Annotated in this window: 23 protein-coding genes and 2 pseudogenes; 13 read left to right on the forward strand and 12 right to left on the reverse strand. The window is 51.9% G+C overall.

Features of this window, described 5'->3' with window-relative positions:
* Positions 1-184 precede the first annotated feature (184 nt).
* Complete coding sequence (locus KZ498_RS24385) at positions 185-1,726, reverse strand: GAF domain-containing sensor histidine kinase (protein ID WP_312622295.1); 1,542 nt, start codon at positions 1,724-1,726, stop codon at positions 185-187.
* A 672-nt stretch (positions 1,727-2,398) separates the two neighbouring features.
* On the opposite strand from KZ498_RS24385, the gene KZ498_RS24390 reads away from it, so the two are divergent.
* Positions 2,399-4,354: a bacterio-opsin activator domain-containing protein gene (locus tag KZ498_RS24390; protein ID WP_312622296.1), complete on the forward strand. Its 1,956-nt coding sequence runs from the start codon at positions 2,399-2,401 to the stop codon at positions 4,352-4,354.
* A 676-nt stretch (positions 4,355-5,030) separates the two neighbouring features.
* On the opposite strand, the pseudogene KZ498_RS24395 reads toward KZ498_RS24390, so the two are convergent.
* Positions 5,031-5,179, reverse strand: a pseudogene (locus KZ498_RS24395) (ISH3 family transposase); the annotation flags it as partial.
* A 234-nt stretch (positions 5,180-5,413) separates the two neighbouring features.
* Positions 5,414-5,923: a hypothetical protein gene (locus KZ498_RS24400; protein ID WP_312622297.1), complete on the reverse strand. Its 510-nt coding sequence runs from the start codon at positions 5,921-5,923 to the stop codon at positions 5,414-5,416.
* Positions 5,924-6,338: 415 nt separating this feature from the next.
* On the opposite strand from KZ498_RS24400, the gene KZ498_RS24405 reads away from it, so the two are divergent.
* The 5 genes from KZ498_RS24405 (at position 6,339) to KZ498_RS24425 (ending at position 10,474) form a co-directional block, all read left to right on the forward strand.
* A complete protein-coding gene (locus KZ498_RS24405; RefSeq protein WP_312622299.1) occupies positions 6,339-6,695 on the forward strand; it encodes a DUF6516 family protein in 357 nt (118 codons plus the stop codon).
* A complete protein-coding gene (locus KZ498_RS24410) occupies positions 6,688-7,089 on the forward strand; it encodes a hypothetical protein (protein WP_312622300.1) in 402 nt (133 codons plus the stop codon). The genes KZ498_RS24405 and KZ498_RS24410 overlap by 8 nt, the downstream gene beginning before the upstream one ends.
* A 411-nt stretch (positions 7,090-7,500) precedes the next feature.
* Entirely contained in the window at positions 7,501-8,175 is a 675-nt protein-coding gene (locus KZ498_RS24415) for a hypothetical protein (protein ID WP_312622302.1), read from the forward strand.
* Between the two features lie 98 nt (positions 8,176-8,273).
* Positions 8,274-9,359, forward strand: coding sequence for a hypothetical protein (locus KZ498_RS24420; RefSeq protein ID WP_312622303.1), 1,086 nt, complete (start codon positions 8,274-8,276; stop codon positions 9,357-9,359).
* On the forward strand, positions 9,356-10,474 hold the full coding sequence (locus tag KZ498_RS24425) for a hypothetical protein (protein WP_312622304.1): 1,119 nt from the start codon (positions 9,356-9,358) through the stop codon (positions 10,472-10,474). The genes KZ498_RS24420 and KZ498_RS24425 overlap by 4 nt, the downstream gene beginning before the upstream one ends.
* A 17-nt stretch (positions 10,475-10,491) precedes the next feature.
* Here KZ498_RS24425 and KZ498_RS24430 read toward each other — a convergent pair whose 3' ends face one another.
* The 3 genes from KZ498_RS24430 to KZ498_RS24440 all read right to left on the reverse strand — a co-directional run bounded on the left by KZ498_RS24430 (position 10,492) and on the right by KZ498_RS24440 (position 12,567).
* Positions 10,492-11,208, reverse strand: a complete 717-nt coding sequence (locus KZ498_RS24430) for a hypothetical protein (protein WP_312622306.1) — start codon at positions 11,206-11,208, stop codon at positions 10,492-10,494.
* Positions 11,209-11,278: 70 nt separating this feature from the next.
* Positions 11,279-12,136: a hypothetical protein gene (locus KZ498_RS24435; protein WP_312622308.1), complete on the reverse strand. Its 858-nt coding sequence runs from the start codon at positions 12,134-12,136 to the stop codon at positions 11,279-11,281.
* Positions 12,137-12,150: 14 nt separating this feature from the next.
* Positions 12,151-12,567, reverse strand: coding sequence for a hypothetical protein (locus tag KZ498_RS24440; RefSeq protein WP_312622309.1), 417 nt, complete (start codon positions 12,565-12,567; stop codon positions 12,151-12,153).
* A 633-nt stretch (positions 12,568-13,200) separates the two neighbouring features.
* Between KZ498_RS24440 and KZ498_RS24445 the strand changes: the two genes are divergently transcribed.
* The 4 genes from KZ498_RS24445 (at position 13,201) to KZ498_RS24460 (ending at position 15,543) form a co-directional block, all read left to right on the forward strand.
* Positions 13,201-13,440: a hypothetical protein gene (locus tag KZ498_RS24445; protein WP_312622311.1), complete on the forward strand. Its 240-nt coding sequence runs from the start codon at positions 13,201-13,203 to the stop codon at positions 13,438-13,440.
* Between the two features lie 14 nt (positions 13,441-13,454).
* Positions 13,455-14,234, forward strand: coding sequence for a hypothetical protein (locus KZ498_RS24450; protein WP_312622313.1), 780 nt, complete (start codon positions 13,455-13,457; stop codon positions 14,232-14,234).
* A gap of 162 nt (positions 14,235-14,396) precedes the next feature.
* Positions 14,397-15,065, forward strand: coding sequence for an adenylate/guanylate cyclase domain-containing protein (locus KZ498_RS24455; RefSeq protein ID WP_312622315.1), 669 nt, complete (start codon positions 14,397-14,399; stop codon positions 15,063-15,065).
* Positions 15,058-15,543 (forward strand): Pycsar system effector family protein, encoded by a 486-nt coding sequence (locus KZ498_RS24460; protein WP_312622317.1) that lies wholly within the window; start codon positions 15,058-15,060, stop codon positions 15,541-15,543. The genes KZ498_RS24455 and KZ498_RS24460 overlap by 8 nt, the downstream gene beginning before the upstream one ends.
* A gap of 510 nt (positions 15,544-16,053) precedes the next feature.
* Here KZ498_RS24460 and KZ498_RS24845 read toward each other — a convergent pair.
* Positions 16,054-16,248 (reverse strand): hypothetical protein, encoded by a 195-nt coding sequence (locus tag KZ498_RS24845; protein ID WP_396276210.1) that lies wholly within the window; start codon positions 16,246-16,248, stop codon positions 16,054-16,056.
* A gap of 332 nt (positions 16,249-16,580) precedes the next feature.
* Positions 16,581-16,829 (reverse strand): HalOD1 output domain-containing protein, encoded by a 249-nt coding sequence (locus tag KZ498_RS24850; protein ID WP_396276211.1) that lies wholly within the window; start codon positions 16,827-16,829, stop codon positions 16,581-16,583.
* Between the two features lie 1,127 nt (positions 16,830-17,956).
* Between KZ498_RS24850 and KZ498_RS24465 the strand changes: the two are divergent.
* Positions 17,957-18,756, forward strand: a pseudogene (locus tag KZ498_RS24465) (hypothetical protein); the annotation flags it as partial.
* A gap of 488 nt (positions 18,757-19,244) precedes the next feature.
* Positions 19,245-19,793 carry a hypothetical protein gene (locus KZ498_RS24470; protein WP_312622318.1) on the forward strand — a complete coding sequence of 183 codons (549 nt, stop codon included), beginning with the start codon at positions 19,245-19,247 and terminating at the stop codon, positions 19,791-19,793.
* A gap of 566 nt (positions 19,794-20,359) precedes the next feature.
* Here the strand turns inward: KZ498_RS24470 and KZ498_RS24475 are convergent.
* On the reverse strand, positions 20,360-21,181 hold the full coding sequence (locus KZ498_RS24475; protein ID WP_312622319.1) for an IS5 family transposase: 822 nt from the start codon (positions 21,179-21,181) through the stop codon (positions 20,360-20,362).
* Between the two features lie 153 nt (positions 21,182-21,334).
* Positions 21,335-22,618: a transposase gene (locus KZ498_RS24480; protein ID WP_312622321.1), complete on the reverse strand. Its 1,284-nt coding sequence runs from the start codon at positions 22,616-22,618 to the stop codon at positions 21,335-21,337.
* Positions 22,619-22,853: 235 nt separating this feature from the next.
* On the opposite strand from KZ498_RS24480, the gene KZ498_RS24485 reads away from it, so the two are divergent.
* Complete coding sequence (locus KZ498_RS24485) at positions 22,854-23,414, forward strand: hypothetical protein (protein ID WP_312622323.1); 561 nt, start codon at positions 22,854-22,856, stop codon at positions 23,412-23,414.
* Positions 23,415-23,483: 69 nt separating this feature from the next.
* Here KZ498_RS24485 and KZ498_RS24490 read toward each other — a convergent pair whose 3' ends face one another.
* Both KZ498_RS24490 and KZ498_RS24495 read right to left on the reverse strand, forming a co-directional pair.
* Complete coding sequence (locus KZ498_RS24490; RefSeq protein WP_312622324.1) at positions 23,484-24,764, reverse strand: orc1/cdc6 family replication initiation protein; 1,281 nt, start codon at positions 24,762-24,764, stop codon at positions 23,484-23,486.
* 749 nt (positions 24,765-25,513) lie between these two features.
* Positions 25,514-25,666 (reverse strand): transposase (locus KZ498_RS24495; RefSeq protein ID WP_312622326.1); only part of this gene is annotated, 153 nt, incomplete at its 5' end.

Consider the following 25,666-nt stretch of genomic DNA (forward strand, 5'->3'; position numbering starts at 1 on the left):
CTTTCCCGGATGCCGCGGCCCGCGGCATCCGGGCTGTAACGCCCATGACTCGGCTTCTTTCGCACACGGACCAGTCAGTACGACGTGCTCTGTGGCACGGATCATTAGTCGGTCTCTTGCGCCCCATATCTTAAGTCACGCTCTCATGGCGTAGCAGCGTTTCCATCGAGTCAGTACAGGGAATCTATGTATCAAAGAAGCCGACCTTCGTAATCTCGAACCGGGCGCCCTCCTCTGTGCTGTCTGTGACACGAATCTCCCAGCCGTGTGCTTCCACGATGTCTTGGACGATTTTCAACCCGAACCCCGTCCCCTCGGTCGTTGACGAGTATCCAGCCTGAAACACCGTCTCGCGGTCGGCCTCCGGGATGCCGTCCCCGTCATCCGCAACGAAAAAGCCCGACTTATCAACGATATCGCCCACTGTGATACGTACATCTCCGCCACCGTGCTCGATGGCGTTGCGAAACAGATTCTCGAACACCTGCTTCAGCCGACTCTCGTCCGCCAACACTGTGCGATCGGTCGTCACGGTTAGGGTCGCATCACCTGTCTTGACGGTGGCCCAACAACCTTCGACTAGCGATGGAAGATGAATCGCATCACGGCTGCCGACAGCTTCGCCCTGGCGGGCGAGCATGAGCAAATCTTCGATAAGCTGTTCCATCCGGGTCAGTGCCTCCGCAGCGATTTCGAGGTGGTCGCTCTCGCAGTCTTCTTGAGCTAATTCAAGACGGCCAGTCGCGACGCTGAGCGGGTTCCGAAGATCGTGCGATACCAAACTTGCGAACTCTTCTAGCCGGTCGCGCTCCCGGAGCACCTCCCGTTCCCGCTCGCGGAGTTGTGCTTCACGGTCGAGTCGGGCCAGTACCTGCGTCACGGTGCCGGCCCAGATCTCAGCCAACGTGACGTCCCTCTCGTCGAACGCATTCGGTTCGGTTGCCGCGATGTTGAGCACGCCATATTCGCCCAGCGGGAGAACAAGTTCGCTTCGAAGCGGTGTCTCAGGATTGTGCCGCTCTGGGACGCTCGTCAGGTCATCAATCACGCGCCTTTCCTTCGTGGTGAACACTTCCCACGAGAGGCTTTCGCCCCCCTCATAGGTTGGAATCGTTTCAAGAAGGGCGTCGCTTCGTTCGGAGGTTGCCGCGGGCTCAAGAACTTCGCGAGACTCATCGTAGAGCCAGAGGCCGACGATTGGGAAACCGAGAATGCGGTCGAGATACAGGATGGCCCGCTCAGCGGCCTCTTCTTGGGAGTCGGCTTGCAGCAGCTCTTGGACAGCCCCGTGGAGGCCTTCGAGATACGCGTTCTGCTCGTGGACTTCGAGTTCTGCGAGTTTGCGCGTCGTGATATTAAGATGGCCCATCACGGCGAAGCGAGCACCCTGCTGTTCGAATCCCTGCACGGTCATCAGGAACCAGCGTTGTTCGGTAGGGGAGTGACACGGATATTCCAAGATGAACTGCTCCTCCTCACCGAGGAGGACGGCTTCGAGCCCATCTGCAGACGCCTGGGCAGACGCATCGTCCGCAGCGATCGTCACCGTGAGATAGTTGTCACCGATCGTGGCGGCGTCCGCACCGACGAGGCCATTCTCTAATCCGAACGCCCGCCACTGAGCGTTCGTATAAAGGATCTCTCCATCTGCAGCTAACACGGCAGCTTCCGCCGGAAACACGTCCAAAGCGGTCGTCAGAAGGTCAGCACTCGGAGAGGTAACCATACTGATAATACGTGTAGGGATGTATAAGCCCACCCAATTAAATCAGTCCCAAATTTCGAGTTAGAATTTGTCTCAAATTGAGCGGGTAAATTGGTTGGCGCGGTCGGTCCTGTTCGATTTATTTCTTCCCACTACCAGGGAGACAGTCGATATGCCGACTCAGTTGCTGGGCACAGGCACGGAAACACGAAACAAAGTGGACAGAGGGAACAATGTGGACTATGGTACAATCGTCACCCCTGTCCACTACGTAAACCACCACACCGATTCAAAAATTTATCCTGTATTATTTTATTTAAAATAGGGGTGTGCCGACTAATACGGATTTACTCACGCGGAGTCTGCCTCGGTTCTCGCTTTCTGGGACACATAAATCACCAACCCGAGTATCCCGAACGCTCCGTATGCAACCCCTCGGACTTTTGGCGACGATAAATTCCGCTTCATCGTATCTCGATAGACGTAGTAGCCGACCGTCGGCCAGAAAATCATGAGATACAGCCCAACACGGACGAGAAATCCATTATATGCAGCGAGCCAATCCATAGGTAGTAGAAGTTTCTCTCAGTGAAGAAGTGGAACGGTCACTATACTGCCGTGACGATTTTCTAATACGCTCATGCGTAGCACACCTATCCAAGCTAATTAAGTTAAAAGATGTTAACACTAGGTATGGTACCAAGTGTTATTGACGAGACCGACTGGGGCTTGGTCGCATCTTCTGTCGATACACTGCCGAGCAACATTGCAATCCTCGACGCTGACGGCACGATTCTCGCGACAAACGACTCATGGCGAGAGTTCGGAGAGGCGAACGGCCTCGAAGCCACGCCTGATTCCGTCGGTGTGAACTATCTCGATGTCGCGGACGCGGCGGACGATCCGGACGCTGACCGCGCCGTCGCTGGAATCCGTGCGGTCCTCCGGGGAAACCGTGAGCAGTTCGAACTCGAGTACCCGTGTCACTCGCCGGCGGAGAAACAGTGGTTCCTGTTGCGCGCGACTGCATTCACACATGGGGGTGCTCGGTTCGCCTCTGTAGCCCACGTCGATATCACCGAGCGCAAACAGCGCGAACGAAAGTACCGGCGAATCACGGAGCGGATTTCCGACGCCTACTATGCACTCGACTCTAACTGGACGGTCACATACTGGAACGACGCCGTCGCAGACCGATCTGGCCGCCAAGCGACAGAGATTGTGGGTGCGAAATTCTGGGATATGTTTCCGGAACTCGAGACCACCCACTACGAAGACACACTCCGACAGGCGATGGAGACCCAAGAACGGCAGTCCTGTGAGTTCTACTACGAAGAGGACGATTACTGGGTCGATGTTCAGGCATATCCAGACGACGAGGGAATCAGCGTCATCTCTCAGGAGATTACCGAACGCAAAGAGTATGAACAGGAACTCAGGCAGCGACGTGATGAGCTGGTACAATTAAATCGGCTCAATACACTCGTCCGGGAACTCATTCAGGCATTCCCAGACACCGATTCGCGAGAGGCCATCGAGACGGCCATCTGCGACCGCCTGACCGCGTCAGAACTGTATCAAAGTGCCTGGATCGGGGTTCGCGGTGCAACTGTGACCGGTGAGCGGACAGTGATTCCCCAGACGACCGCCGGTATCGACGCGTCCGATCTCGAAGAGATTCCGGCGTTCAAGAAGCCAGCCAAAACGGCTATCGATACCGATACCGTGCATGTTGTCGACATCGCGACTGATGATACGATTCCGGACGCCAGTCAAAAAATTGCTCTCGAACACGATTATCACATGCTGGCGGCCGTCCCACTCACGACTGGAGAGGTGACCTACGGCGTGCTGGTAGTCTATCCGCCAGACGGTCAGACCATCAGTGATGGTGAGCGGGCGGTCTTGGCAGACCTGGGCCAGTTGATTGCCCTGGCGATTCAGCGCGTCCACAGCCAGCAAGCGCTGAGCGCCGAGACGGTCGTCACTCTTACCCTTCGGTTACCAGACCCCGATCTCTTGCTCAGCGAGGCGTCCACCATGTTCGACTGTGAACTGACTCTCGAACAGTGGGTCTCGACGAATGACGGAGGAGCAATCTACTACCTCACTGTCCACGACGCGGATCCCAAGCGTGTGAGCGCGTTCATGCGGGACTCCCCTCTGGATTGTGACTGCACCGTAGTTCGCGAAGGTGATAACGACGGCCCGGCCCGCATCGAACTTCGGTTCGCCGACCAGCCGAATCTGCCGACCGACATCCTCAGTAACTATGGGGGCTCAATGACGACGGCCCACATCGCGGATGGTGATGTCCTACTTGATATTGAGTTGCCACCAACGGTTGATGTCCGGACCGTAGTGGATGCGATTCGTGAGGTAGCACCCAATGTTGAACTCATGAGCAAACAGACAGTCGATCGGCCAATTACGTCGGGACCTGGGTTCCAGAACCACATCATGGACCGGCTCACCCCGAAACAGGAAACCACTCTCAAAGCGGCCTACGCTCGGGGATACTACGCATGGCCTCGGGGTACGACGGTTGACGAACTCTCGGAAGCGTTCGATATCTCAGCGCCGACGGTGCACTATCGCCTCCGAAAGGCCCACCAGACAATTGTTACAGCTGTGATTGACGACGCTTAGCGTGGGGGTGGCGCACACCACTCACGCCGCTGTCTGCACACCGGCACTCATCTGAAACCGTGGCGGTAGAGGCCGAAAGCTCATGGTATCTCTACGTAATATTCCACTCGCTCTTCTGTAGGAGATTGTTGATAGAGTTCTCTATCAAGCAGAGATGATAGAAACTACTGGGTAGACCGCTCAGCGAACTGGTTCTCAACTGGCCAAGTCTGCGATAAAATCGCAAGATAGCTCTACATCAACAATGTGCTACGCATGAGCGTATTCCACTAGTGCATTGGTTTCAGAAAGCACGGTATGTCGTTGCGTTATGTGTCATCGTCTTCACCGGACTCAGCGTGGCCACCGAAGTTGGCGAGGCGCCCATCCAAGCCCTTGCCTCCCGGTATCTTCTGTTAGCAGCGATGGTGGGTCTACTGGGTCTCGTTTTTTGGTTCGATAACCGATATTAGAGTGGCTCCGCACTACAACCCGTATGAGTCGCATGAGACTCAGTCGATCACATCGACAACCGCGTAATCTCGTCTGATGGCGGTAAATCAGATCGAACCGGTCGTGGAGCATCTTCGAAGCGCTAGTGAGCGTGATCTTCGAGATGGAGCGTTGCTGTCGGCGGCGGACTGTCGCCGACGCGACAGTGTCGCCACTCACGACCGCTGTCCGGATTGGTGGACAGCTACCTGAAGAACCGGTCGTCAAGTGGCTGGTTCGCTGGAACACACCTTCGAACACCGAGGGCTGTCCAGCTGCGCGGAGCATCATCTCATGGAACTCTGTGAACGACCACTGCCAGAGGCGGTGCCCCCCATGACGGGGCGCCACCATGGTTGCACATCCTCTCCAAGCAGACGCTTACTCTAACCCGATGTGATCGACCGAGACTATATTTCGGCCAATTCGCAACCCTGCTGAACAGCTGGTCCGCCCTAGTAGTTTTGAACGAAGCTCAGTGATTCTCGTCCCGTTGCTCCGTACCTGCATAGCCGAATTGCTGGTTGGGGCGTTTGGCTACGTACACTCTGAGGGAAGAGGAACGCCCGAGAAGCTCCAACCCAGTGATTACCGCTGGTCGTCTGTGATGTACCGCTCATAGACGTATCCCCCAAGCGCACCGAGTGGGGTGATGACGGGGGCGGTAATGGCACCACCGAATACAGCGGTTAAAACAGTGAGGAACAGGAACTCGAAAATAGCACCAGCGAGCGCACCAGCGAAAACCTGACTCAGAGAGAACATGAAACCTATCGAAGCCGCGAATACGAACAGCGAACCGAGCGCTGACACGACGCCTGCTACGGCGCCGTAGGTTGGGTCCGGCTCATCAGGCATCATCACGCGCCAGACGACGGTCCCGACGATCACAGCGATAACCGGTGCAAGAATCATCCCGAGGAAGAAGATCTCACTCCCTCGTCGATACTCCGCTATACTGGCGGAGTCGAATCCTCGAGCCCTGAACGTCTGGAAAAAGTTCCAGAGGTTAACCAGACCGGCACCGAGAAGCGCCGACCCGCCGGTGGCGAGGCCTGCCCCAACGTCCCGCCGGGACACAGCTAGATAGTCGGTCATGTTCCCATCGGCGAATCTTTCGGTCGCCCGATAGTAAAGGTGTGACAACCTAGCATCTTGACTGGCAACACTCACTCATGACCGACACAAGCCCTATATCTCGCATGGCTACTGGAACATCTCTTGGGGCTGGTGCACTCCCCGCAGCCGGTACAAATCAACTGAGTAGCTGGTTCAGCCCATAAATTTCGAGATCAGCACTTTAGCAACTGTCCGTTAGCTCCGATTTCACTAATTCAATTTCCGCTCGTGCGTCTCATACTGATTAGAGATGGCAGCTCTCAAAGAAACTGATCATGATTATCGCGGTATGCTTGACCGACCTTTCTAATGATTTGCACAGCGTAGTCTCCAGTCCGTTGTTTGAGGAACCAACACTCCTTTATCGTTGGCCACAAAACCAACGTAGTACCGGATGGAACCAACGGCCGACGATCTCGATGGATACGATAACGCAACAGTGTACGACGATGGGACTGTCGTTCGCGTGTCGATCCGGCGGACGGACGACGACGCCTATCCGTCGGGGTGGCGGTACACGCTTCACTACGGAGCGTTGACCGCCGGTCCCAAGACGCTTGACGACGGAACGATCCGTCGCTATGACAACTCACACGAAGACACAAAAGGCCATGAAGTACACGTCGCTCCTGACTCGGAACCGGCGTTCATCGAGTTCCCTGGCATCGAGGAACTCTACGAACGGTTCTGGGACGAGATTCCGAAGCCACGCTTCGGTCCATCCAAAGACAACGGTGATACCCATGACTGAACAGAATGTGCTCGTGGTCACGGTCGACGACGAAACCAACTCGTACGAAGAAGGCCTCGAAGCGATTCAGACACTCAAAGAAGGAGAGCACCTCAACCGGCCGGCCACTATCCGGTTCCCAAACGAGAGCCAACTAACGGACGTGTTCAACGAACGGACATACACGCTCTTGCGCGTGATTAGGGACGAAGAACCCGACAGCATTCGTGAGACAGCACGACTGGTTGGCCGTGACAAGAAGAACATCCACGAAGAACTGACGACACTCGAAGCGCTGGGCGTTATCTGCTTCGAGGCAATCGGGCGGGCAAAGAAGCCAGTGTTCCCCTACGACGATCTCGTCGTCTCACCGCTTGCTCACGACCCTGGAGACGGGGCCACTGCCGCTCCCTGATATTTTTGCTCTCTCGGGTATCTCATACAATCAGTTATTCATTTGCACCGACAAATGGGCCCTGCAGGGTCTCGTCTATGTGATGGTTGTCTTTGTGATTATTGCGATGTTTTACCAACTCGTCAAAAATATATAAGGTTCTAAATATTAAACGCAGCTGTAGAATACATCCTCAAGTAAATCACATAAGTAGAACTGCTTAGAGTAGGGGAAGATACAGTTGAATTGCTGGATACGTGCTGTGTATCTTTTATCAGAACCCTTCGCTGTGCTGGCAGAAACCCCAACGGCCAATACGCAGACTAACTGAACAGGTAAATCATCTCCAGCAGTCTTGAAACCAACCCCCTTGTGAACTGTTCTATGACACCCTGTCAGAGACTAACAAATCCTGACTGGCTGAAGCCGTTGATGGAGTCAGGAAAACAAACAGTAAGGCGAGTGCTGCAGCTACATGAAAAATCTCTCGCCGAAGGTCTTCATAACAGTATATTTACTAATCTATTTTTAAAAGATAACTGGAGGAACTGGTATATACAGAGAGCAAAAACAACGGTAATACTTGTGTATCCGCTGCAAGCCGACATCTGGTCTACCCTCACCGACGTAAGCCTCGGTACCTGGCTCGGCTTCCTCGTCACAATCGCAGCCAGTTTCGGCGTCTACCTGTACCGACGAAGACAACAGAAAACCAAGCTACGTCGCTCCCTGATCTCCGAACTCGAAGAACAGGACCTCGACCAAGTCATCAAAGCAGTCAACTCCTCAGAATTCGCAGTACCCCCTGACGACAACGGTGAAAGCCCGGAACTTGACCCGTCAGAACTTCCTCCTGCCGGCACCCTGCCAACCCAGATCTACACATCAAACGCCGGCAACCTCGGCATCCTTTCACAGGACGAAGTCGACGATATCGTCTCCTACTACTCAGGCCTGCTCACCCAGAAAGCCATCATCGAATCCATCCGCACAGATGAGGAAGCGATGACCGCCGACCAGAAAGAACTCCGGGACAGGATCTCGGACCTGGAAGACAAACGATCCTCCCTCGTTGATACACTGGAAAACGCCAAGTCACTCCTCTAACACCGGAGAAAAGCCAGGAACCAGTCACATCGTCGAAACAAATGTTTTTTGCTCCTTGGGTATAACTTCCGAGGTACACGGCCAACCAAGAGTCTCTAATGTCCAGTACCGAAGCGGATTTCCTCGATGCGATCGACCGCGACTTCTCCTCCAGAGCAGACTTCATCTCCTACATCAACTCAGAGGTCGACCTGGGTAAACTGGACAACAAACTTAGCCTGATTGGCTCGGTCTCCGACCACGACCGGGCAACCTTCATAGACCGGCTTAGCAACCACTTCAAACTCGTCAACCAAAACGACGACCTGCTCCTCTTGTGGGCCCCCGACGAACGCATCCCATACTACGTACACCTGGAGGACAGCGAGTTCCCGATCTTCTTCACCGCAGCGAATAAGACCGACGAAATCCCGGACACCCTGGTCGAATACCTGAAAAAAGACAGGGCGATGAGCCGGATGTGGGTCGGGAAACGGGAAATGGAACGTCTCCGCCAGCAAATGGTGGACGAACACCGCGACCTGATCATCCCTCAGTTCACCGCCAAACGCTCCAAACACACCGACATCCCGGCCAAAAAGAGGCCTGAATACGATCGGACGATGCGGTACTGGGCGGACGACGGGTTAGAGACCTACCGGCATATGAAAAGCCGGTACGGTGTCCTCCCTACGAACATCCAGTTCGAGGTACCTGGCAACTTCAAATTCCAGATCACTCAGGACGGAGTGTTCACCGCTATCGACGGCGGCGTTGACAACATCGCATCCTTGATCGACCAATCGACGAAGCGGCTTCGATTCGTCAAACAGATCATCAATACCTCGGACTACGACGAAAACGGAACCGGGTTCCTCGAAGACGTCTCCCTTCCGTACAGCAAGCCATGGGCGATACAACTGGATGACAGACCTGCGAAGGACGATATCCGTCACTTCGAGGGTAACGTCGAGGCAAGTAACCTCGAGTTCAGCGTCGTCCATTTCGACTCCTACCTCGACTCACGAGGATTCGACGCCGAATTGATGGATAAGAACAACTACGGGAAGACTGCTGTCCGGACAAAAGAAGACGCGATAAGAATATATCCAAGGGAAGACACCGGGATCGATCAGTCATTCCGTATCTACAATTTCGTCGACGATCACATCGAGGCAGATCCTGAGGCCATCGAAGTTGTATGAAAGATCCCGAGGACCCTTGGACGTTCGATGACGGATATCTAGATGATCTGAGCTCGCGGAATCAGGAACGGTTTGAAGAGGATTTTGACGATAACCTGGACGAGTTCAACGAGGAGACGGTGGAACGCCGGTTACAGACCCGGTTCAACCAGGCGGAAGAACATTTGAAACTGGTTAAGGCGGTAGCTGCCTGTTTCCATCCTCGGGAGGGCGCAGGACGTTCTGAAAGCGGATTCCGGTATGTAGGTGTGGATCCTCTGCAAGCTGTAGCGGAGAACCCGGCAGATGCCCTACTGGTGAAACCGGAGTACAACGGAGCGTATTTCTGCGTGGTTTGCTGTGAGATTGGCGGTGAGAGCAGGAAGGACTGGGTTGAGAACGTGAACGAGGCACGGAAAGTGTTCGAGTCACGGGACAACCGAAGTGTCCTGACCTCGCAGCTGGGAATCGAGAATGATGATCTCTCGTTCCAGTACGTGACGTTGACCCGGACAGATGATACGGTTGAAATGGATTTCTCTATCCTTGATCGGAACTGTGACGCTGATACCTACACCGTGTGGTCCACAGATATAGAGGACAAATGGATGATGCACGAGGACGGTTCATTCGTCCATGCCGACCTTCGCTCCGCTTTCTCCGAAAAACTGGACTACATGCGCCGTGAGGACCCGTTGAAGTACACGGTCGGCACTCATCCAGTGTTCCCTCTTCAGCAGCTCGTATACCAGGTTGTCAAGGAGAAGTTCGAGTTCGACGACGAGCACAAATCCGAGTTTGCCCACGATACTTTCTATGAGTTATTCGATCAAGGCCTTCAGATCCAGTGTGGTGGTGAACGACGGGAGCGTGTGGTGTCGTCGGAAGTCGATAGACTGCTGGATATGGCCTTGAAGACAGGGGTTTTCTCGGATGAGGATGATGATCTGCGGTCAGATGACCGGGATTACAGGATTATGTATTCCGGGACTCGTGGCCCGGATCATGCGGAGAACGCGGTGAAGTCGAAGTATTTCGATAACATTGGTAAGGTTCAGGTCGGACAATTGGCGTACGAGAAGACCAGAGACGGATTTGATCCAGAAACGGATCTTGGCAACTACGGAGCTCTATAACCTGTTGGAATCAGAAATCAGTCGTCGATGTATCTGTAGGCAGGCTGGTCGTACATCTTTTCGTATAGTTCGTTGAGGAGGCCGGGAAGTTCGTCAATCTTGTTCAGGTCATCCAGTGTGGAGAGGGTAAATCGCTCCTCCACGTCATGTACCAGATCACGGCGGACCTCCCGGATATGCCGGATACCTTCCCGAGTCTCCTTGTCGATTACCCCGGCCTTCGCCAAGAGGTCTGCCCGTCCCGGGTAAGAACCTATCTGGCTAAGAAGAACGTCGTCGGTTCCTTCGTCGACGTCGTCACTCAAGATCTGGGGGAGCAAGCGTTCCAGCATATCGTTGACGAACTCGTAGGCCATCGAGTATACCAAGGTCACGTTGTTCCCAATCACATACCGTGCCGATCTCTCAGCAACACTTCGAACTGTTTCATCATCAAGCGGTGCGTCACCGAACTCAGATAGAAGACTGTCAGCCTGTTTGTGGAACATTTCCTCTCCGGCACTGATCATCGTAGCAATCCTGACCGCCGTGATATAGTGATACTCGTAGTCCTCAATCTCCTCGGAGTCCGTGGTGACGATATAGTCAGAGGCCGCCTTCTCGATTAACTCAGAGACCTGCATAGGATCCTTCCGAGGATCTAATCCTTCTTCGTCAAGACGGTATTGAACGTAGCCGTGGATATCTGGAGGATACTCTCTTTCGGACTCTTCTCCATCCTCCTCGTCACTCATATACGTTGTATAGTGAGGGGCGATGAGAAAAAACCACGCAGAGGTGGCTTAGACTTGCAGACAGAACTTCTCATCCGTATCTGGGTAGAATGGTTAGGTTGGCAGCGAGCAGGCCGAGCAGGATAATCAGGGCATCGAACCAACCGGACCTGTCTGACGTAAATCGGCCGAGTCCGAACCGTGAGTACCAGAACTGGATAGGATACTTTACGAAGAATATGAAGAAGAGGAAGACTAAGTTCAGTACAGAAGCCCCGAAAACCCAGGATACCAAGAGCCAGATCAGGGCGTAACCAGCTATCCCTACTGCGAACACACCAAGAAGCTGCGGAGAGGCCTCCGAGTCAACACGGTGCTTGAGCCAGGAAAGCTCCGAGGGTATTGCAGTGCTGTTAGAGAAGGCTACGAACAGGCCTGCTTTGTCAAGGTACCAGTCATCAAGTTCCTCCGTTAGCCCGAATATTTCTGCGTCTTCTGCACGCTTTGAGGCGTTGTGGCTCAGGAGGGCGATATAGAGGCTTGCGTCCTTGGTCACCTTCTCGTGGAATCCGAAAACTCCGAGAACGAACAAGGGGATAAGTGGAGCAGCTGCGACAACTGGCGATAGAGATAGAGGGAGTTTCGCGGCGAGGTATGCTCCCGCTTCGAGAAATATGTGAACTGTCGCAACGAGGGTTATTGCCTGGATGAAGGGCATTGTCCATCGAAGCACTGGTTCTGAAGGCCCGTGCTGATTTGAAACTGCCATCTTTCGGAGCAGTGTAAGCCCACTCAGAGAGATTACCAAGGCCTTGAGAACTGTGTATCCGAGGTCGTTAACGGGAAAGCTGAGAACGACTGTGACTACGAATGCGGTGAACGCGATCTCGAAGTCAACTTTGTCGCTACGTTCACTGCCGAATACGGTCCCCGGGTCAATTCTCTCCATAGTGGTGCGAGTGTTCAGTCGATTCTCCCGGTTTTCTGGAACAACAGGGAGACTCCTACGATAATTACCATAGTGCCTCCGAAGAAGGTGTATGCCGCGGGGTATCGGCCGATAATCGGCCTTAACAGGTGGATGATAATGAGACCCCAGCCGATGATACCGGCGATGAGTGAGATACTGTAGGGATCGGTGAGGCCTGGACCTGTATCGATGTCTGGGTTGATGTCTTCTCCTTCAGCGATTTTCTCTGTCTTGTCCTGCAGCAGCTGGCGGCGGTAGTCGGAGTAGTACCATTGGACAGCCTCTACGACGAAGACGAGGCCTCCTAATACGATGGGGTAGATCCACCAGATGTCGAATCCTTGGTAGAGTGCATAGGTGGTACCGGCTAGGATGAGAAAAAACGCAACTCCTACGTCGGCAGTAGACATCCGATTTGCTACTCCATAGACGATTTCACTTAGCTCAGGTTCATCTTCGGGCAATGTCTATTGAAACGGAGTTCCCCTCAAATATTGAAAGCTTGGGAAGATCAGGTAGATCTTCGATCCGATTATAGCTGTGCTTTCACTTCGAATCCTTCTAAACTAACTCTCAGGAAACGAGGCGAGGGAGGTGTGTGAACGGTTCTCAACTCAGGAAATCCGGAGTGTAGGGGGCGATTTGAGTAAGGCTGACCAAGAAATATCTGATATCTGAATGTTATATCTTATAGATATTGATAGGATAGTCAGAATTGGAATCCAAAGAAGGCGAAGCGATAGCATCGAAAGATAACCGCAATACGGCGTCTACTATCAATTAGCTTAGTAAAATCCAGTAAATAAAGCTGCACTGAACCTGTAAGCGTCTCTAGCTACCTTATAACCACTTAGAGAAATGGGTCTGGTAGACGAATACCCTCTCCTCTTTTCCTGAGAGAGAATCCTTCACACACCTGACTTCCCCCACACCAGATTTCCTGAGTGATTGCGCTCATTGAACGGAGTCCGGGGTTTTGATCTGTCTAGTCTGCTGTGGGCTAACCAGTACAATTATGACATGAGAGTGTGGTTAATTGGATAATGCCTGAGGACTTTGCAGGCCCGAGGAAACTTCGTTACTTTACCTTCCTTCTTATGGCCGTAGTGCTCTTATTCGTTCTTGGCACTATTCTCTCTCAGTTCTACGGATACACGGCTTTAGAGACCGTCACCAGGTATTTTGTGGAAAACCCGATGGTCCTTTTTGAGCTAGCGGGGATGCTATCGCTGATGGTCGGGATTGGTATTGTTGTGAGATTTGTGCTGAAACACGTAGATTAACCGAGAGAAGTCCTATGGAAGACGATTCCCCCTCTTTCGGTCTCACGGTCGAGGACCAACGGTTCCTTCTACAGAGGCAGTACGCCAAATATCGTGAGATCAGGGATAAGACCAGTCGAATCTTCCAATTGGTGCTGTCCTTCGTGGGTCTCATTGCCTCGATTGGGTTCATCCAAATTCTGTTTTCAGGGAACGTTAGGGTTGCCCAGATGCCGGTGAGTGCAGATCTGGCAAACCGTTGTGCCCCCGAAGCACTCACCCATTCAGGAGTAACTCTCCGTGGACTCGGCTCTATCAACTACTGGCTCGTCGGGGGAATGCTCATACTCGTGCTCTATCTCTTCGCAGAGATGTGGCGTATGTATTCCCAGTCACAGTCTCTTCCAACCCTGCGACCACAGAGTGAGCTTGAATTATACGTCTACGACTACTCCGACTTCCTTGAACTCAACCGCACTCACCTCAAGGACGCACAGGAATACCTATCTGCAATCAAGCGCCGCCTCTACTACGCAAGCACATTGGCCGGAATGTCTGCCTTCCTACTGGTTCTCCTAGACTACAGCCGTGCGCTCTTGCTCCTTATCGCTGATTATGCAATTTTGCTTGTTGGCTTTGGACTACTGCTCTACTGGGGTTACCGGTACTCCAGAACCGATGATGCAGAGATTTTCCAGTGGAGAACATACGCAATGTCCCCCGTGTTTATTCTCCTTTTCACTCTAGTCTGGATATTTCTCCTCACAAAGATGTATCAGATATTCCTACTCCTGGACTACTTCTTCATCTGTTGAGTTGGTCTCCTGCAAAGCAAACTAAAAGTGGGTTGTCTCTCATCTCCTACCAAGCGAATGCCCAGTTTCTCTTCCTCACTTAAGGACGAAATCGAGGAACGAATCGATGATAGAGCAGACACCGTCGAAGAACGACTTGACCACATACCTCGTGGTCGAGAGATGCCTGATTTAGAGGATATGACGATCCATTCTGCGAAAAAATTCCGACTGGGTACCGTTTTCATCGACATCAACAACTCCCGAGGATATATGAAAAGAAACGGTGTCGAAGATACCCTCTTTATGCTAAACAACCTGATACCTGAACTAATGGAACTCGTCCGAAAGTACGATGGGTACTTCGAGAAAAACACCGGCGACGGAATCCTTGCCTACTTCGGAGCCGGAGGAGACGATGAAGACGCTGTAGAAAACCTCCTCGAATACCTTGTCACCGTAAGATGGACTCTCGCCAACCACATCAACCCACTATTAGACGATCACGGGATTGAAAAAGTTACAATAAGCGCTGGTGCATCCTACTCCGGAAACGTCCACATCTCCCGCATCGGAGTCCACAGTATGAACCGTCGAACAGCAGTTGGCCACGCCGCAAACTCCGCAGCCACGTTAGAAGATAAAGCTGGACAAGACGACTTTTACGTCAACGAAGGCATCAACAAATTCTCAGACGACGAAAACGGATGGGGAAAATACATCTATCAAGTCGGCCGACACGAAGGATTCACTTGGGGAAGCGAATCTTCCGGCTATAGCCCAGCCGACTACTACAAATTCAACGGAATCTGGAAAGGCACGAATGAGGAAAACTTGACGACAGATGACTGAACTATCACAATTCGTCGAAAAAACCCATGAACACCTCAATGAGTATATCAATCTCGCAGACCGGAAAGCATCCGTACTCCTTACTGCTCTCTTAGCCTACCTCGCACTCTACGCCAATGTTGCAGCACCTGTATGGAGTACCAGTTCGATCTGTTTCAAACTGCTTACGGCACTCGTCGGCGTTGCAGGACTTTTCGGCATCGGATTTGCAGGCTGGACTGTTTACCCACGGACGCCCGAAACCCCTCAGGGGTTAATGCTATGGGATAGCATCACGGACATGAGTAACGATTCGTACCGTGAATCACTACAGGATCTTGACGCCAATGGAGTCGTAGAAGAACTCATCGACGAGAACTATCAGCTCGCAAAAGTCGCGTCTAAAAAGTATCAGTATCTTCGGTTTGCGCTGATAGCTACAGGGGTCATGGTTATCCTTTCCATCTTAGCCGCGCTCACCTCAATTTTCAATCCGTAGACCTACTCCGATACGTCACTAAATGAGCTACGTAATCTCTCTAGGTCATCTCCAGAAACCGCTGGATAGAATTTACCGAACCATGCGTAGTATCCAAATCATCAAGGTTTAGAATGTCCAGTTATCGCCGCATCTTCCGTTAGATTCTAGTCTATGCCCGCACAGTCCTACATAGGAGAAACGGCCTCGGGACTCATAGGGCTCGTCACTCCGTTGTAGAGGGGGCGATAGAGTAGCCGCAGTGTGGTCGTGATTATCGCAGCATGGCCTACCAAGTAGACAGATCATCAGTATAGGGCGCGGATCTCACACTGAGAATAAATGGAATGAGTGGAATCATAATCAATCAGTACAGAGCGCGCAGTCAGCACCAAGTGAACCACATCAGATAGGTTTCTGGGGCCGCTGTTGCCTGTGATACTGCTGTGGTCCACCAACGATGGCATGCCGACGCCCATGCAGGGAGGAACACGTGCTGGCTAGTACTGATTGTAGGGACAGGTCACTGACCTATCGGAGCCGGCGAACGGCGCGCAGCGCCAGCGAGACGGCGGTTCCAAGCCCAGGGACCTTTGAGGAGAGCGCTGCAGCTCCAGTCAGGAGAAGGCCACTCTTCGTGCGCCCGCGGAGAAACGCTACGGCGGCGTCAACTAATGTCGAGACGATACTCAGCCGATTCAGTGAGTCCGTATGTACTGTCGACACATTTCCTAGGACGCTCTCCAGCCCAATATACACACCACCTGTCTGTGCAGGCTGGCAGATAGAGCGTGTGTGGTGGGTAGCTGTTCCTCCGTGAAACAGGTACAGCCTTCATACTGAATCCACTCCGTGGTTGTCGTGGTTCCGGCGAGAGCGTGGCTGGTTCAGACACCAAACCAGCGCAGGAAGGCGCCGAAAATAGCGACTATCGCTCCAGCAATGAACGTTCCCGGGAAGGGAATCACGAACAGTACGATCCCGATAGCAATGACGCCGGTGGAAACTCGCATCGTGTCCGTTTCGTGGGCGGACAAAAAAGGTGTCTCCTATAGATGCTATTGGGTTCCTGTGTGAAGTTCGCTCACGTGGATGGTGCCGTCACCAGAGATAATAATCTCACAACCAGCATACGTGAAATGACACCTCCCGGCAAAGCCATCCATGAGTGTCCTAAGCGAATCCGCATCAATAGTGTTCTGAAGTGGGGGCAAGTTTGTTGCTTCTGTTCCCAGTACGTCAGCAACCTGTGTTAGGAGTGTATGTAGACTGGTTTGCGAGTTCGCATGGTTACTTTGAGAACTCATAGTTCTCTATTTTATGTCTTCTGTTATGAACGTATTGGAGATATTATTACCTTTGATAACACCGTCGCAGATAGAGTCAATATAGCGTTAGTGTGACTACTCGTAAACCTCAATCCACTCTGTATTCCGAAGGTCCGATATACACTCCTCACAAACGACCACATCTTCGATAATTTTGGAATTATCCAGAACCAATGTGTATCGTCCTTGTGCGGACTGTCCACACATAAAACACTCTTTATTCATGCCTTATTTACCAAGGTTCAGGGTTTTACTCTTTTGATTCTGTGAATTAGTTGTCAGTATTTTCTATTCTAACTGTTAGTATTGGAATAAATGTTATGAGAAATCCTATATTCCAATCTGTCAGTTTACAGAATTTTATCGGTTCAGCACCGCGTCATCATATTGGAGCTACTTCAATACCCACAAACATTTATACAGGTATCACTCAAGATGGTTTCATGAATCAGACATCAGCATATTTCGATTTACTGGCTGATGACCACCGTCGAAACATCCTGTTTTTGTTGTGCGATACTGAATCCATTCAAGTCCCAGACGGACTACTCACACGAAGTCAAGCACAACCCGTAGACACTCACTCACACTCGTCACCCGGGTCTCGTCAGCAGTCCACCAAACAAGACCTGAGCCAGCTTGAAGCCCAGTTACATCACGCGCATCTGCCGAAACTAGAGAACAACGGGGTCATTGAGTGGGACCAAGAAACACAAACCGTTTCACGAGGTCCCAATTTTGACGAGCTTGAACCAGTGCTTCGACTGTTCGCCACAAACCAAGACCGATTCCCAAACGACCTCCTCTAACAGGGTATCACTTGTGAGTCTCTCGTACGCAACTGACCGCTGACGAGTGATAATTGAACGATTCATACTCTCTGTAGGGTATTTATAACAAAGTTGGTTTAGTGGGTTTTTCCTAGTGGAGCGAACAGACCGATAGACTGTCACACGCTCCCGATTCCCCTTAGATTCAGGTGGATGACCAGTCTCATACAGCCCCGACGCGCGGCCATGCCAGAGAAAACTGGTCCGAAATGGTTCAGAGGCTGAGTGAGATACCACCACCTGAACATTTTATTTCCGCTCTCTGTAGCTGTTGGTATGACTTTCGCTCCGACATGGCGGAATCTCTTGGACAATATCGAGGAACTCTCTTCCGACGCGACCCTCGTTACACCTCTTTCGCGCAAAGCCTTTCGCGTAACCAGCGTACAGGAACATCGCGTACTCATCCAGTACCGCGACGACGATGAGACCATACCCCTTCAGCGCGACCAGTTCGAGACGCTGTACCGTCGTATTCGAGATATCCGTGGAAAGTTCGACCTTGACCGGTTGCCCTCGGACGCTGAACCCTATGCAACCGTGCTGTCCTTACACCCACGTTTCAAGGTGGACGACCGGGAAAGCATGCTAACCGAGAGCAACCAATCAACGAGCTCGCCGTTGGTTGAAGCGAAGGGAGACACTGACAACGCCGACGAAGAACGTGAAGAGCCGGATGTAGACGTGTATGCTGACGCTCTATTACTAATTGACGCGCTTGAACGCCACGCGTGACCAGGCTCGAAGACGTAGAGACACCGGGGCTGGTGAACCTCTACACCCTGTTATCGGATGTTCAACGGAATGCCAACGACTTACGGAAAGACATTCGAAGTGTCTTGCTCGATCGCCTACACCACGACCAGCCGGTATCCGGTCAGTTCGGCTCAGTCCAACGAACGAGTCGCAAGAATCGGTCATTAAAAGACGACGAACTGGTGTTGAACGCCTTCGATGCCGCCAGGATTGAACGTGAACGGCTGACAACTGTCGATTCAAGCAAGGTAAACGAAGCACTTGATGTCACCGAGATTTCCGAGACAGATGTGTATGAAGTCGAAGAGAGCGAGTACGTCCCGAACAACCCACTCCTTGAGGTCGTTTTGTGATAGCCTTAACTTAGCGGTTACATGTTTGGGACGATGTTCTGGTATTGGTAAATTCCGGGGATTGATTATACTATAGTTAAATTGTCCTATATTCGGCACTGTATAATGTGAATTCTTCAAACTCAGCTGGTGTTATATACTCCCTGATTAAATTCAATTACTTATCAGGAGGTGTATACTAATCATCCATTCACCTATAGAGAATGTTACCTGCGAATGCGACTGAGGGGGTGAAGGGTGCGGCGTCAGTGGTTTCCCTCTGAACGATTCGTAGGTGGATAATAGAAATGAATCGACGCGACTTTACAAAATTGTGCGGGGGAATCGTAGCAACAAGTGCGGCTGGCGGAGCGACCGTTTTAGCAAGTAGTGGCGGGGCACGTGCAAGCGCGGGCGGTAGTATCTCGAACCCGTCAGCAGCAACGAGTGATGACGGAGAAATCACATACGTTACAGTGCAGACAACTGGCCGACTCAACTGGGACGGGTTCGATAAACCAGCGAAGTCGGGCCGAATCATAAACTACGTCACGCTCATACAAGATGGGCAGGAAGTGTGGGGCGAAAATAAAATCCACGACACGGGAATGTTTGACCTCACCCAGAACGACTGGGCTGGTGACGGAGAGGAAACGTCACTCAAAGGCGACCACGAAGCTGGTCAAGAAGGACATATCGCCTCTGACGTGGACTGGGGAATCGCTCAAGAAAATCGAGAGAATAATTACAACAACGGATACGGCCTTCCCTCTGACCCGGCACCAACCAGTCCGTTTACGGCTGGTTCCGACGGCTCTCAGCGAAAGACGCGTGTCAAACTTCGTGCATTGTACATCCTCTACGATGAGAATGGCAATGAACTGACTGGGCAGTCCGGGTACCCCGACCGGCCCTCCACGACCAGCGAATTCGTTGTGACGGTTAACAACGAAGAGTCCTCAACGTCCTTCGGGGATGACGATGCCCAAGGAGATACAGACGATACGGCTGGCGTCGAAGTCTAATCGTCGAATCAACAACCGACTGAATATCCGTTTTTTGCCGGTCTTGTCGTCGCTCAGAGATAGTTTGCCAGAAGTTCATCGAAAACCGTAACGGGGGCTACGAGCGTTTCTATGGCACGCTGTAGGTACAAGACACCACTCATTCAGGACTCACAACATCATCACAACACAGACACTCTGCCCAGACGCCCTCCGTACCATCCTCTTTCTCATACTCAACCAATACCCATGCAAGAGGGATACCCTCACCACAATCTGGGCACTGCCCAAGTGATGTATCACTGATCATGAAGAGCGTAATTTGTTCCGTCTATCTGAACTTGTGTTGTCCCTGAAAGTAAGCCTTTACCGTCTCATAGTCTCATCAAACAGTTCATATACTCTTGGTCCGCGGTGCTTCGATTCGTTCAGTACAGATTACTTAATTAGCAATTTGGATGGTACGGTCGCTATAAATCACGACTTCATATCCACAGTAATAGAATGAAGCCGACTGGGGCTCTTCTTCAGGACCGGGATTTGAATCAACAATATGGCTCTGTAGTTTCGGTACACTGCGCTGGATTTCACGGATATCGGACGCTCCGGCGGAGGTTGTAGACGGTGGCTTTGAGGATAATTTCACGGAATTCAAGCCACCAGCTTCGCGCACGCACGGCACCGCCGAGCGTGCGCTTGATGCTTGAGAAGACGGTTTCAGACATGGATCGCTGGTGGTACCGATCACTGTCCATGCGGGCGTTGTGAGCGTGATCGAGTGAGTTGAACAGACGGTGTTTGATGAGCGGGCGGATGCCGTTTTGACGGAGTTCGTTGCGGAAGGCTTTCGCGTCGTATCCTTTGTCCGCAGCGAGGCTTCGCAGGTCGCCCGCGTTCCGGCGGGCGACCTGCGGGCCGATCTTGGCGTCGTGTTTTTTCGAGGTAGTCGAATGGATGTCGGTGACATACAGCGTTTCGACATCCACCAGCGCAGTCACTTTCAACGCCCGGACGCGGTAGTCTGTACGGTTAGCGTAGTGTCGGCTTGGTTGGTCACGGTCAAAGCCAGTTGCATCAATCGAAGCATGGCCAGTGCGTTTCTCGGCCGACGCGCCGAGAAACGCACGCCATGTCTCGGTCGGAATCCGTTCAAACCACGTGCGAAGAACCGTGTAGTGAGGCAGCCGCGTAAGGCCGATCTCGTCAAGGACACCGGGCATCTCACTCAGCAAATCAACTGCGACACGATAGGATTTTGCCAGCTCGATACGGAGCGCATGGAGCGTCAGCATCGCCCATTCAGCGAACCCGCCACCCCCTTCGGGGTCGGCGGGTTCGTCCGGATTAGCAACAACTGATTTAGACTTAGCGACCGTAACACGGGTGAAGAGGCGGATTTCGGATGTCAAACCAATCTGTCTCTTCGCTTTCTACCAAGATAACGCAGTCGTAGCTGTCGCGGCTAGCGAAACTACAGTGCCGAATGATTAATTGACATCCTCACCCGCGTGAACGCGGGTGAATCCCACGGTACCGCTACCGCTGATTTGGGATATTAGGGTTTACGACACTACCTGTTCTTGAGGTACGAATGCACCTGTTTCCGTGTCAAACAGGAATGTCGATGGCTGTGCCAACCAGCCGTTACTCCTATCACCGCCGTCCGTGGCGAGACTCGGAGATACTTGTTGCCGGATGTTCTCAGCACCATTCACGTCAGCATTCGCAACCAAATCACTCTCGTCGCACACGTACAACCCACGCTCAACGCGATTGGCATCGCGCTCACACCCACACGAAGAACACGACTTCGAGGTGTTCTCTTCGGACACACGTTTAACAGAGATGTCAGCTTCTTCAGCCTTGTATTCGAGCATGTCTGTGAATCGGTTGAACGCCCACGAGTGCAAGTCCAAGTTACCGTGCTTCCCCCAGTTCTTCGCCTCGCCGTCTTCATCTTCACGGATGCCACTGAGGTCACCAATTGCAATCACGCCAACGTTCTCGTCAACACATCTCTCCACAATGTGTTTCGAGAGCGTGTGGAAATTGTGCTTACGACGATTAGATTTCTTACCGTTCAACCGTGTCGCTTCCTCAGAGGATGAATCGTCACAACGAGCAATCTGCTTGCTGAAATAGTAATCATCCTGTTTGAGGCAGTTCAACGGGTATAGCTCAGACTCTTGCTGTTCAAAGGCGAGAGCGGCGAAGTTGCAGATTCCAAGGTCGATACCAGCGGTCTTCTCTGCGTTGTTCTCTGAAACATCAAGTTCGACATTGCAGACGATGTGGAGTTCCCATTCGTCTCGTTGTTTGTTCCAGACAGCACGAACCTGCTGAACACTCTCAATCGCAGAGAGGTCAACATCAGGTCGTGTTTGGATGTCACAGAGAATGAAGTCCGACCAGGATTCTTTCAGGTTCTCGCCTTTGGAGAGTCGGATACGTCCGTTGTTGGTATCGAGCTTGAAGCCAGCGCCTTTGAACGTGAGCGTTGAGCGTGGATGCGCGTCGTTGTGTTTGCGATATGCTGGTGGATTCGCTTTCGAGTCCCCGTTCTGGCGTTTCCTGTACCAGCCAACAAACGCCTCAGAGAGTTCTTCAAGAACTCGCTGACTTGACTGTGAGTGCAGGTCACTGTAGCGTTCGTGGGATTTGAGGTACGATTTGAGTTCGCCATCCTCGGGGATGTGGCCAGTTTCGTTCCAGACGCGCTCGCTTGTCCAGCGGGCGACGTTCCAGAGTTTACTGGCGGCGAATCCAAGCGAGTCAAGGTCATCCTGCACTTGCTGGTGGTTCTGAATAGAACCAGTGAAAGTGCGTTTGACGACCTGTTTCGCCATACATAACCTATGAAAATTAGATTATGTATTAGTGTCGTTTTCTGTTAGCGTGGAATATCCAGCAATGCAGAACAGCGGTTATTGTATCAGCAGTTGACGGCGCGTATCCACGGCCTGAAGGCCTTGGTATTGCGCCTGCTCTCCGTATAAGTCTCTGTTTCCCTTTCCTGTATGTTTCAATAGATGAGAATCGGGAAGGAACTAATTTCAAGGGGAATGGTCCAATCTTGAACCAATGTCAGAGGAACTCCGTGACTCGATTTCATCGGATATCCATGGTCTTGAGATAGACGCAGCTCGGAAATGCGATTACTGCGGGGAAGACCTGGATACTCGAAGTCCAGTCCAGTGCGAAGTTGCTCAACTCGGAAAAATGCCAAATTTGAAGATGGTCTTGTCTGCTTCTCCATTGCCCGAACCCGATGGCTGGGAACTCGACGCTCTTCGCTGCCGGGACTGTGAATTAGATTCACTCTCTGTTGGGACTGATGGATTCGACGAGGCACTCGTGATGCTCAATATTGCAGACACCGCCGGACAGGTTGCCGCTGACGCCTCCGAGTTGAGGATAGTCGATGCGTCAAAAGATGGGTCCGGCTACCACCCTCCGAAAGTTAATTTGCAGGTGCTCATTCAATTCGAAGATGTAGGTCTGGTACGCTGGAGCCGGATCGAGGGATTATTAAAATTGCAGGCTACTTCCAATGGCGAGGCATCTGAGGTCGTCGAGAAACTCAAAGAAGCCGCAATAAAAGGGAAGGACGTCCCCCCGGAGGTGGCCCCGCTACTCAACTAGCCGCGATTGGGACACATGCAAGTGGGATGAAGAAGATGGCGAGGTGGTCAATTATAGAGTACGACAGAATCAAAACGAGTCTAGTGTTGTCGATGTCTCATCCGTTTCAAATAAATCCGCTATCCGGTCGTCCTCTTGAAGGACCTCCTGCGCCAAATCCGCACGAATCGAAAATTCGTACTCATAATATGAGCCGCCCTTCGGACCTTTATTCTGTTCGTCGACATCTAAGAATCCTTTCAATGTCAACTGCGACAACCGGTCGTGAATCGTTCTGTCAGTCCGCACATCCGCATCGATACGTTTTGCAGCCATTACATACCTCTCGTAAATCCGGTTGCGCTTGGACGGCGTTTCATCCTCCTGGTCCAACAGTAACAGGGAGTAGAGAGTCAGTTTACTCTGTGTCGGCAGGCGAGTTAACTCGTCACGGACCTTATCACGCTCAACAATTTCGTCTGCTTCTCTCACATGCGCTTCAGTGATGACATCGGACTCCTCGTCTCGTGCCAAGTCTCCAGCCTTATACAATCGCTTTAACGCCTGTCGGGCGCTCCCAGAGTCTTGTGCGGCAAATGCTGCACATAACGGAATCACATCACCCTCCAAGATACCGGACTGTAACTCGTAACTTCCATCGTCAAGTTGCTCAGCCGAAGTGTCATGAAATGCATCAGCAGCCCGCTGTTTTAAGATATTCCCGAGTTCATTGGCATCATACGGCGGAAAGTGAATCTCCTCATCGGCAAGACTATCTTTCACACGCGCCGAGAGATTGTCGCGGAACGTGAAGTCATTCGAAATGCCGATCACCCCAACGAGTGTCTCTTCAACGTTCTCGTTATCATTTGCCCGTGGAAGCTTATACAGGATGTCGTCATCATTCCCAATAGCATCGATTTCATCAAGTAAGATCAAGCAGTGTGTGGCATCGAGTGCTTCCAGTTCATCGAACAACATATTGTAGATCATACCGCTCGGATATCCGGTCGGTTTGATCTGGTCGGTGGGCGGGCGAAATTGATTAATGAGGTTTGCAGCCACCTGGTAGCTGCTATTCAGCGATTTGCAGTTTAATTCAATCACCTGCACATCGACACCGTCGATATTTTGCTGATCTTCAATCAGTCGTTCAACGACCATCCTTGACGATAGTGTCTTTCCGACTCCAGTTTGCCCATATAAAAACAGATTCTTCGGCGGTGCTCCGTTAATCACAGGTTTGAGTGCACTCTGGTACCGCTCAAGCTCTGCGTCGCGCTCAATAAGCCGGTCGGGTTGGTACCCATCTCGTAGGACCGATTCGTCCAAGAAAATAGTCGAGTCAGGAGAGAACGGTTCAAGTCCCATCGTGTATACGATAGATACGAGGTATGTTAAATAAAACCACTGCTTCATGGGCATCATTTGTTTCACGAGACGCCACCACCCCTTCATGTGCCATATACGACGATTTTCTCACGAGTTGGGACATCCTACGTCAACCCCCTCCCCCCACATTTCACGAGAGTTTTCATCAGAAGGGTGGGGAGGGGGCGTAGAATTAAACTCTAAATCTGGGGAAGATTTAATACAGATGGCAGTAAACAGTATCTGTATACCATTCCTATCTATTCTATTCCCTAGAAATGGTCTAGAAACAAATGTCAGACATTATTTCTCTCTTGCCTCCCTCTATAGCAACTCTCGTGAAAAATGGGGGGAGGGGGAAGGATTCCCCTGCCTACTTCATTCAGTAAAGGGTTTCAATTCTCCATAGGCCGTCCCCTACATCGGCAGAGGATGCCCTTAGATAGTGTTCTCTGTGGATAGGAGGCTCTGTCGCCATTTGATCTCCCCCCGAGACGAATCATAGCCCCGTCTCCACTCACGGCCTGGATTCTGTGTCTTCCCTGAGTACAACGTAATAAAAGCACCCTATCTTTCGAAATAACACCCCACATTTCATGAGTCAGGAGATGCCCAACTATCTTTCAACTCTCATGAAAAGTGGGGGGTGGGCAACAAAACACGGATTGATTAATGAATACTAACTCTCGTGAAAACCGGGGGCCCCCACTTTTCTACGAACGATAGATCAAGACTGACTATAGTAGACGTTAGAAATAGTTGCTCAATTTTGGGGTTGAAAGTTGGTCGAGAGCTGTATCGATCGCTGTCGTCAGCTCGTCGAGTGAGTCAAAGAAGCGGTTGCTAAGAAACGCTTGAAGCTGTCTCCAGCACTCCTCGACAGGATTCAGTTCCGGCGAATA

The sequence above is a fragment of the Haloarcula sp. 1CSR25-25 genome (genome assembly GCF_032027985.1).
Classification (GTDB): domain Archaea; phylum Halobacteriota; class Halobacteria; order Halobacteriales; family Haloarculaceae; genus Haloarcula.

Bases quoted from the DNA above. Each gene is read 5' to 3' on its own strand.
- KZ498_RS24400 (WP_312622297.1), bottom strand. From the start codon at position 5,923: ATGACCGACTATCTAGCTGTGTCCCGGCGGGACGTTGGGGCAGGCCTC.
- KZ498_RS24455 (WP_312622315.1), top strand. From the start codon at position 14,397: ATGCCTGATTTAGAGGATATGACGATCCATTCTGCGAAAAAATTCCGA.
- KZ498_RS24440 (WP_312622309.1), bottom strand. From the start codon at position 12,567: ATGTCTACTGCCGACGTAGGAGTTGCGTTTTTTCTCATCCTAGCCGGT.
- KZ498_RS24415 (WP_312622302.1), top strand. From the start codon at position 7,501: ATGGAGTCAGGAAAACAAACAGTAAGGCGAGTGCTGCAGCTACATGAA.
- KZ498_RS24450 (WP_312622313.1), top strand. From the start codon at position 13,455: ATGGAAGACGATTCCCCCTCTTTCGGTCTCACGGTCGAGGACCAACGG.
- KZ498_RS24420 (WP_312622303.1), top strand. From the start codon at position 8,274: ATGTCCAGTACCGAAGCGGATTTCCTCGATGCGATCGACCGCGACTTC.
- KZ498_RS24430 (WP_312622306.1), bottom strand. From the start codon at position 11,208: ATGAGTGACGAGGAGGATGGAGAAGAGTCCGAAAGAGAGTATCCTCCA.
- KZ498_RS24435 (WP_312622308.1), bottom strand. From the start codon at position 12,136: ATGGAGAGAATTGACCCGGGGACCGTATTCGGCAGTGAACGTAGCGAC.
- KZ498_RS24405 (WP_312622299.1), top strand. From the start codon at position 6,339: ATGGAACCAACGGCCGACGATCTCGATGGATACGATAACGCAACAGTG.
- KZ498_RS24410 (WP_312622300.1), top strand. From the start codon at position 6,688: ATGACTGAACAGAATGTGCTCGTGGTCACGGTCGACGACGAAACCAAC.
- KZ498_RS24850 (WP_396276211.1), bottom strand. From the start codon at position 16,829: ATGAGTTCTCAAAGTAACCATGCGAACTCGCAAACCAGTCTACATACA.
- KZ498_RS24485 (WP_312622323.1), top strand. From the start codon at position 22,854: ATGTCAGAGGAACTCCGTGACTCGATTTCATCGGATATCCATGGTCTT.
- KZ498_RS24385 (WP_312622295.1), bottom strand. From the start codon at position 1,726: ATGGTTACCTCTCCGAGTGCTGACCTTCTGACGACCGCTTTGGACGTG.
- KZ498_RS24445 (WP_312622311.1), top strand. From the start codon at position 13,201: ATGCCTGAGGACTTTGCAGGCCCGAGGAAACTTCGTTACTTTACCTTC.
- KZ498_RS24390 (WP_312622296.1), top strand. From the start codon at position 2,399: ATGGTACCAAGTGTTATTGACGAGACCGACTGGGGCTTGGTCGCATCT.
- KZ498_RS24425 (WP_312622304.1), top strand. From the start codon at position 9,356: ATGAAAGATCCCGAGGACCCTTGGACGTTCGATGACGGATATCTAGAT.
- KZ498_RS24490 (WP_312622324.1), bottom strand. From the start codon at position 24,764: ATGGGACTTGAACCGTTCTCTCCTGACTCGACTATTTTCTTGGACGAA.
- KZ498_RS24460 (WP_312622317.1), top strand. From the start codon at position 15,058: ATGACTGAACTATCACAATTCGTCGAAAAAACCCATGAACACCTCAAT.
- KZ498_RS24480 (WP_312622321.1), bottom strand. From the start codon at position 22,618: ATGGCGAAACAGGTCGTCAAACGCACTTTCACTGGTTCTATTCAGAAC.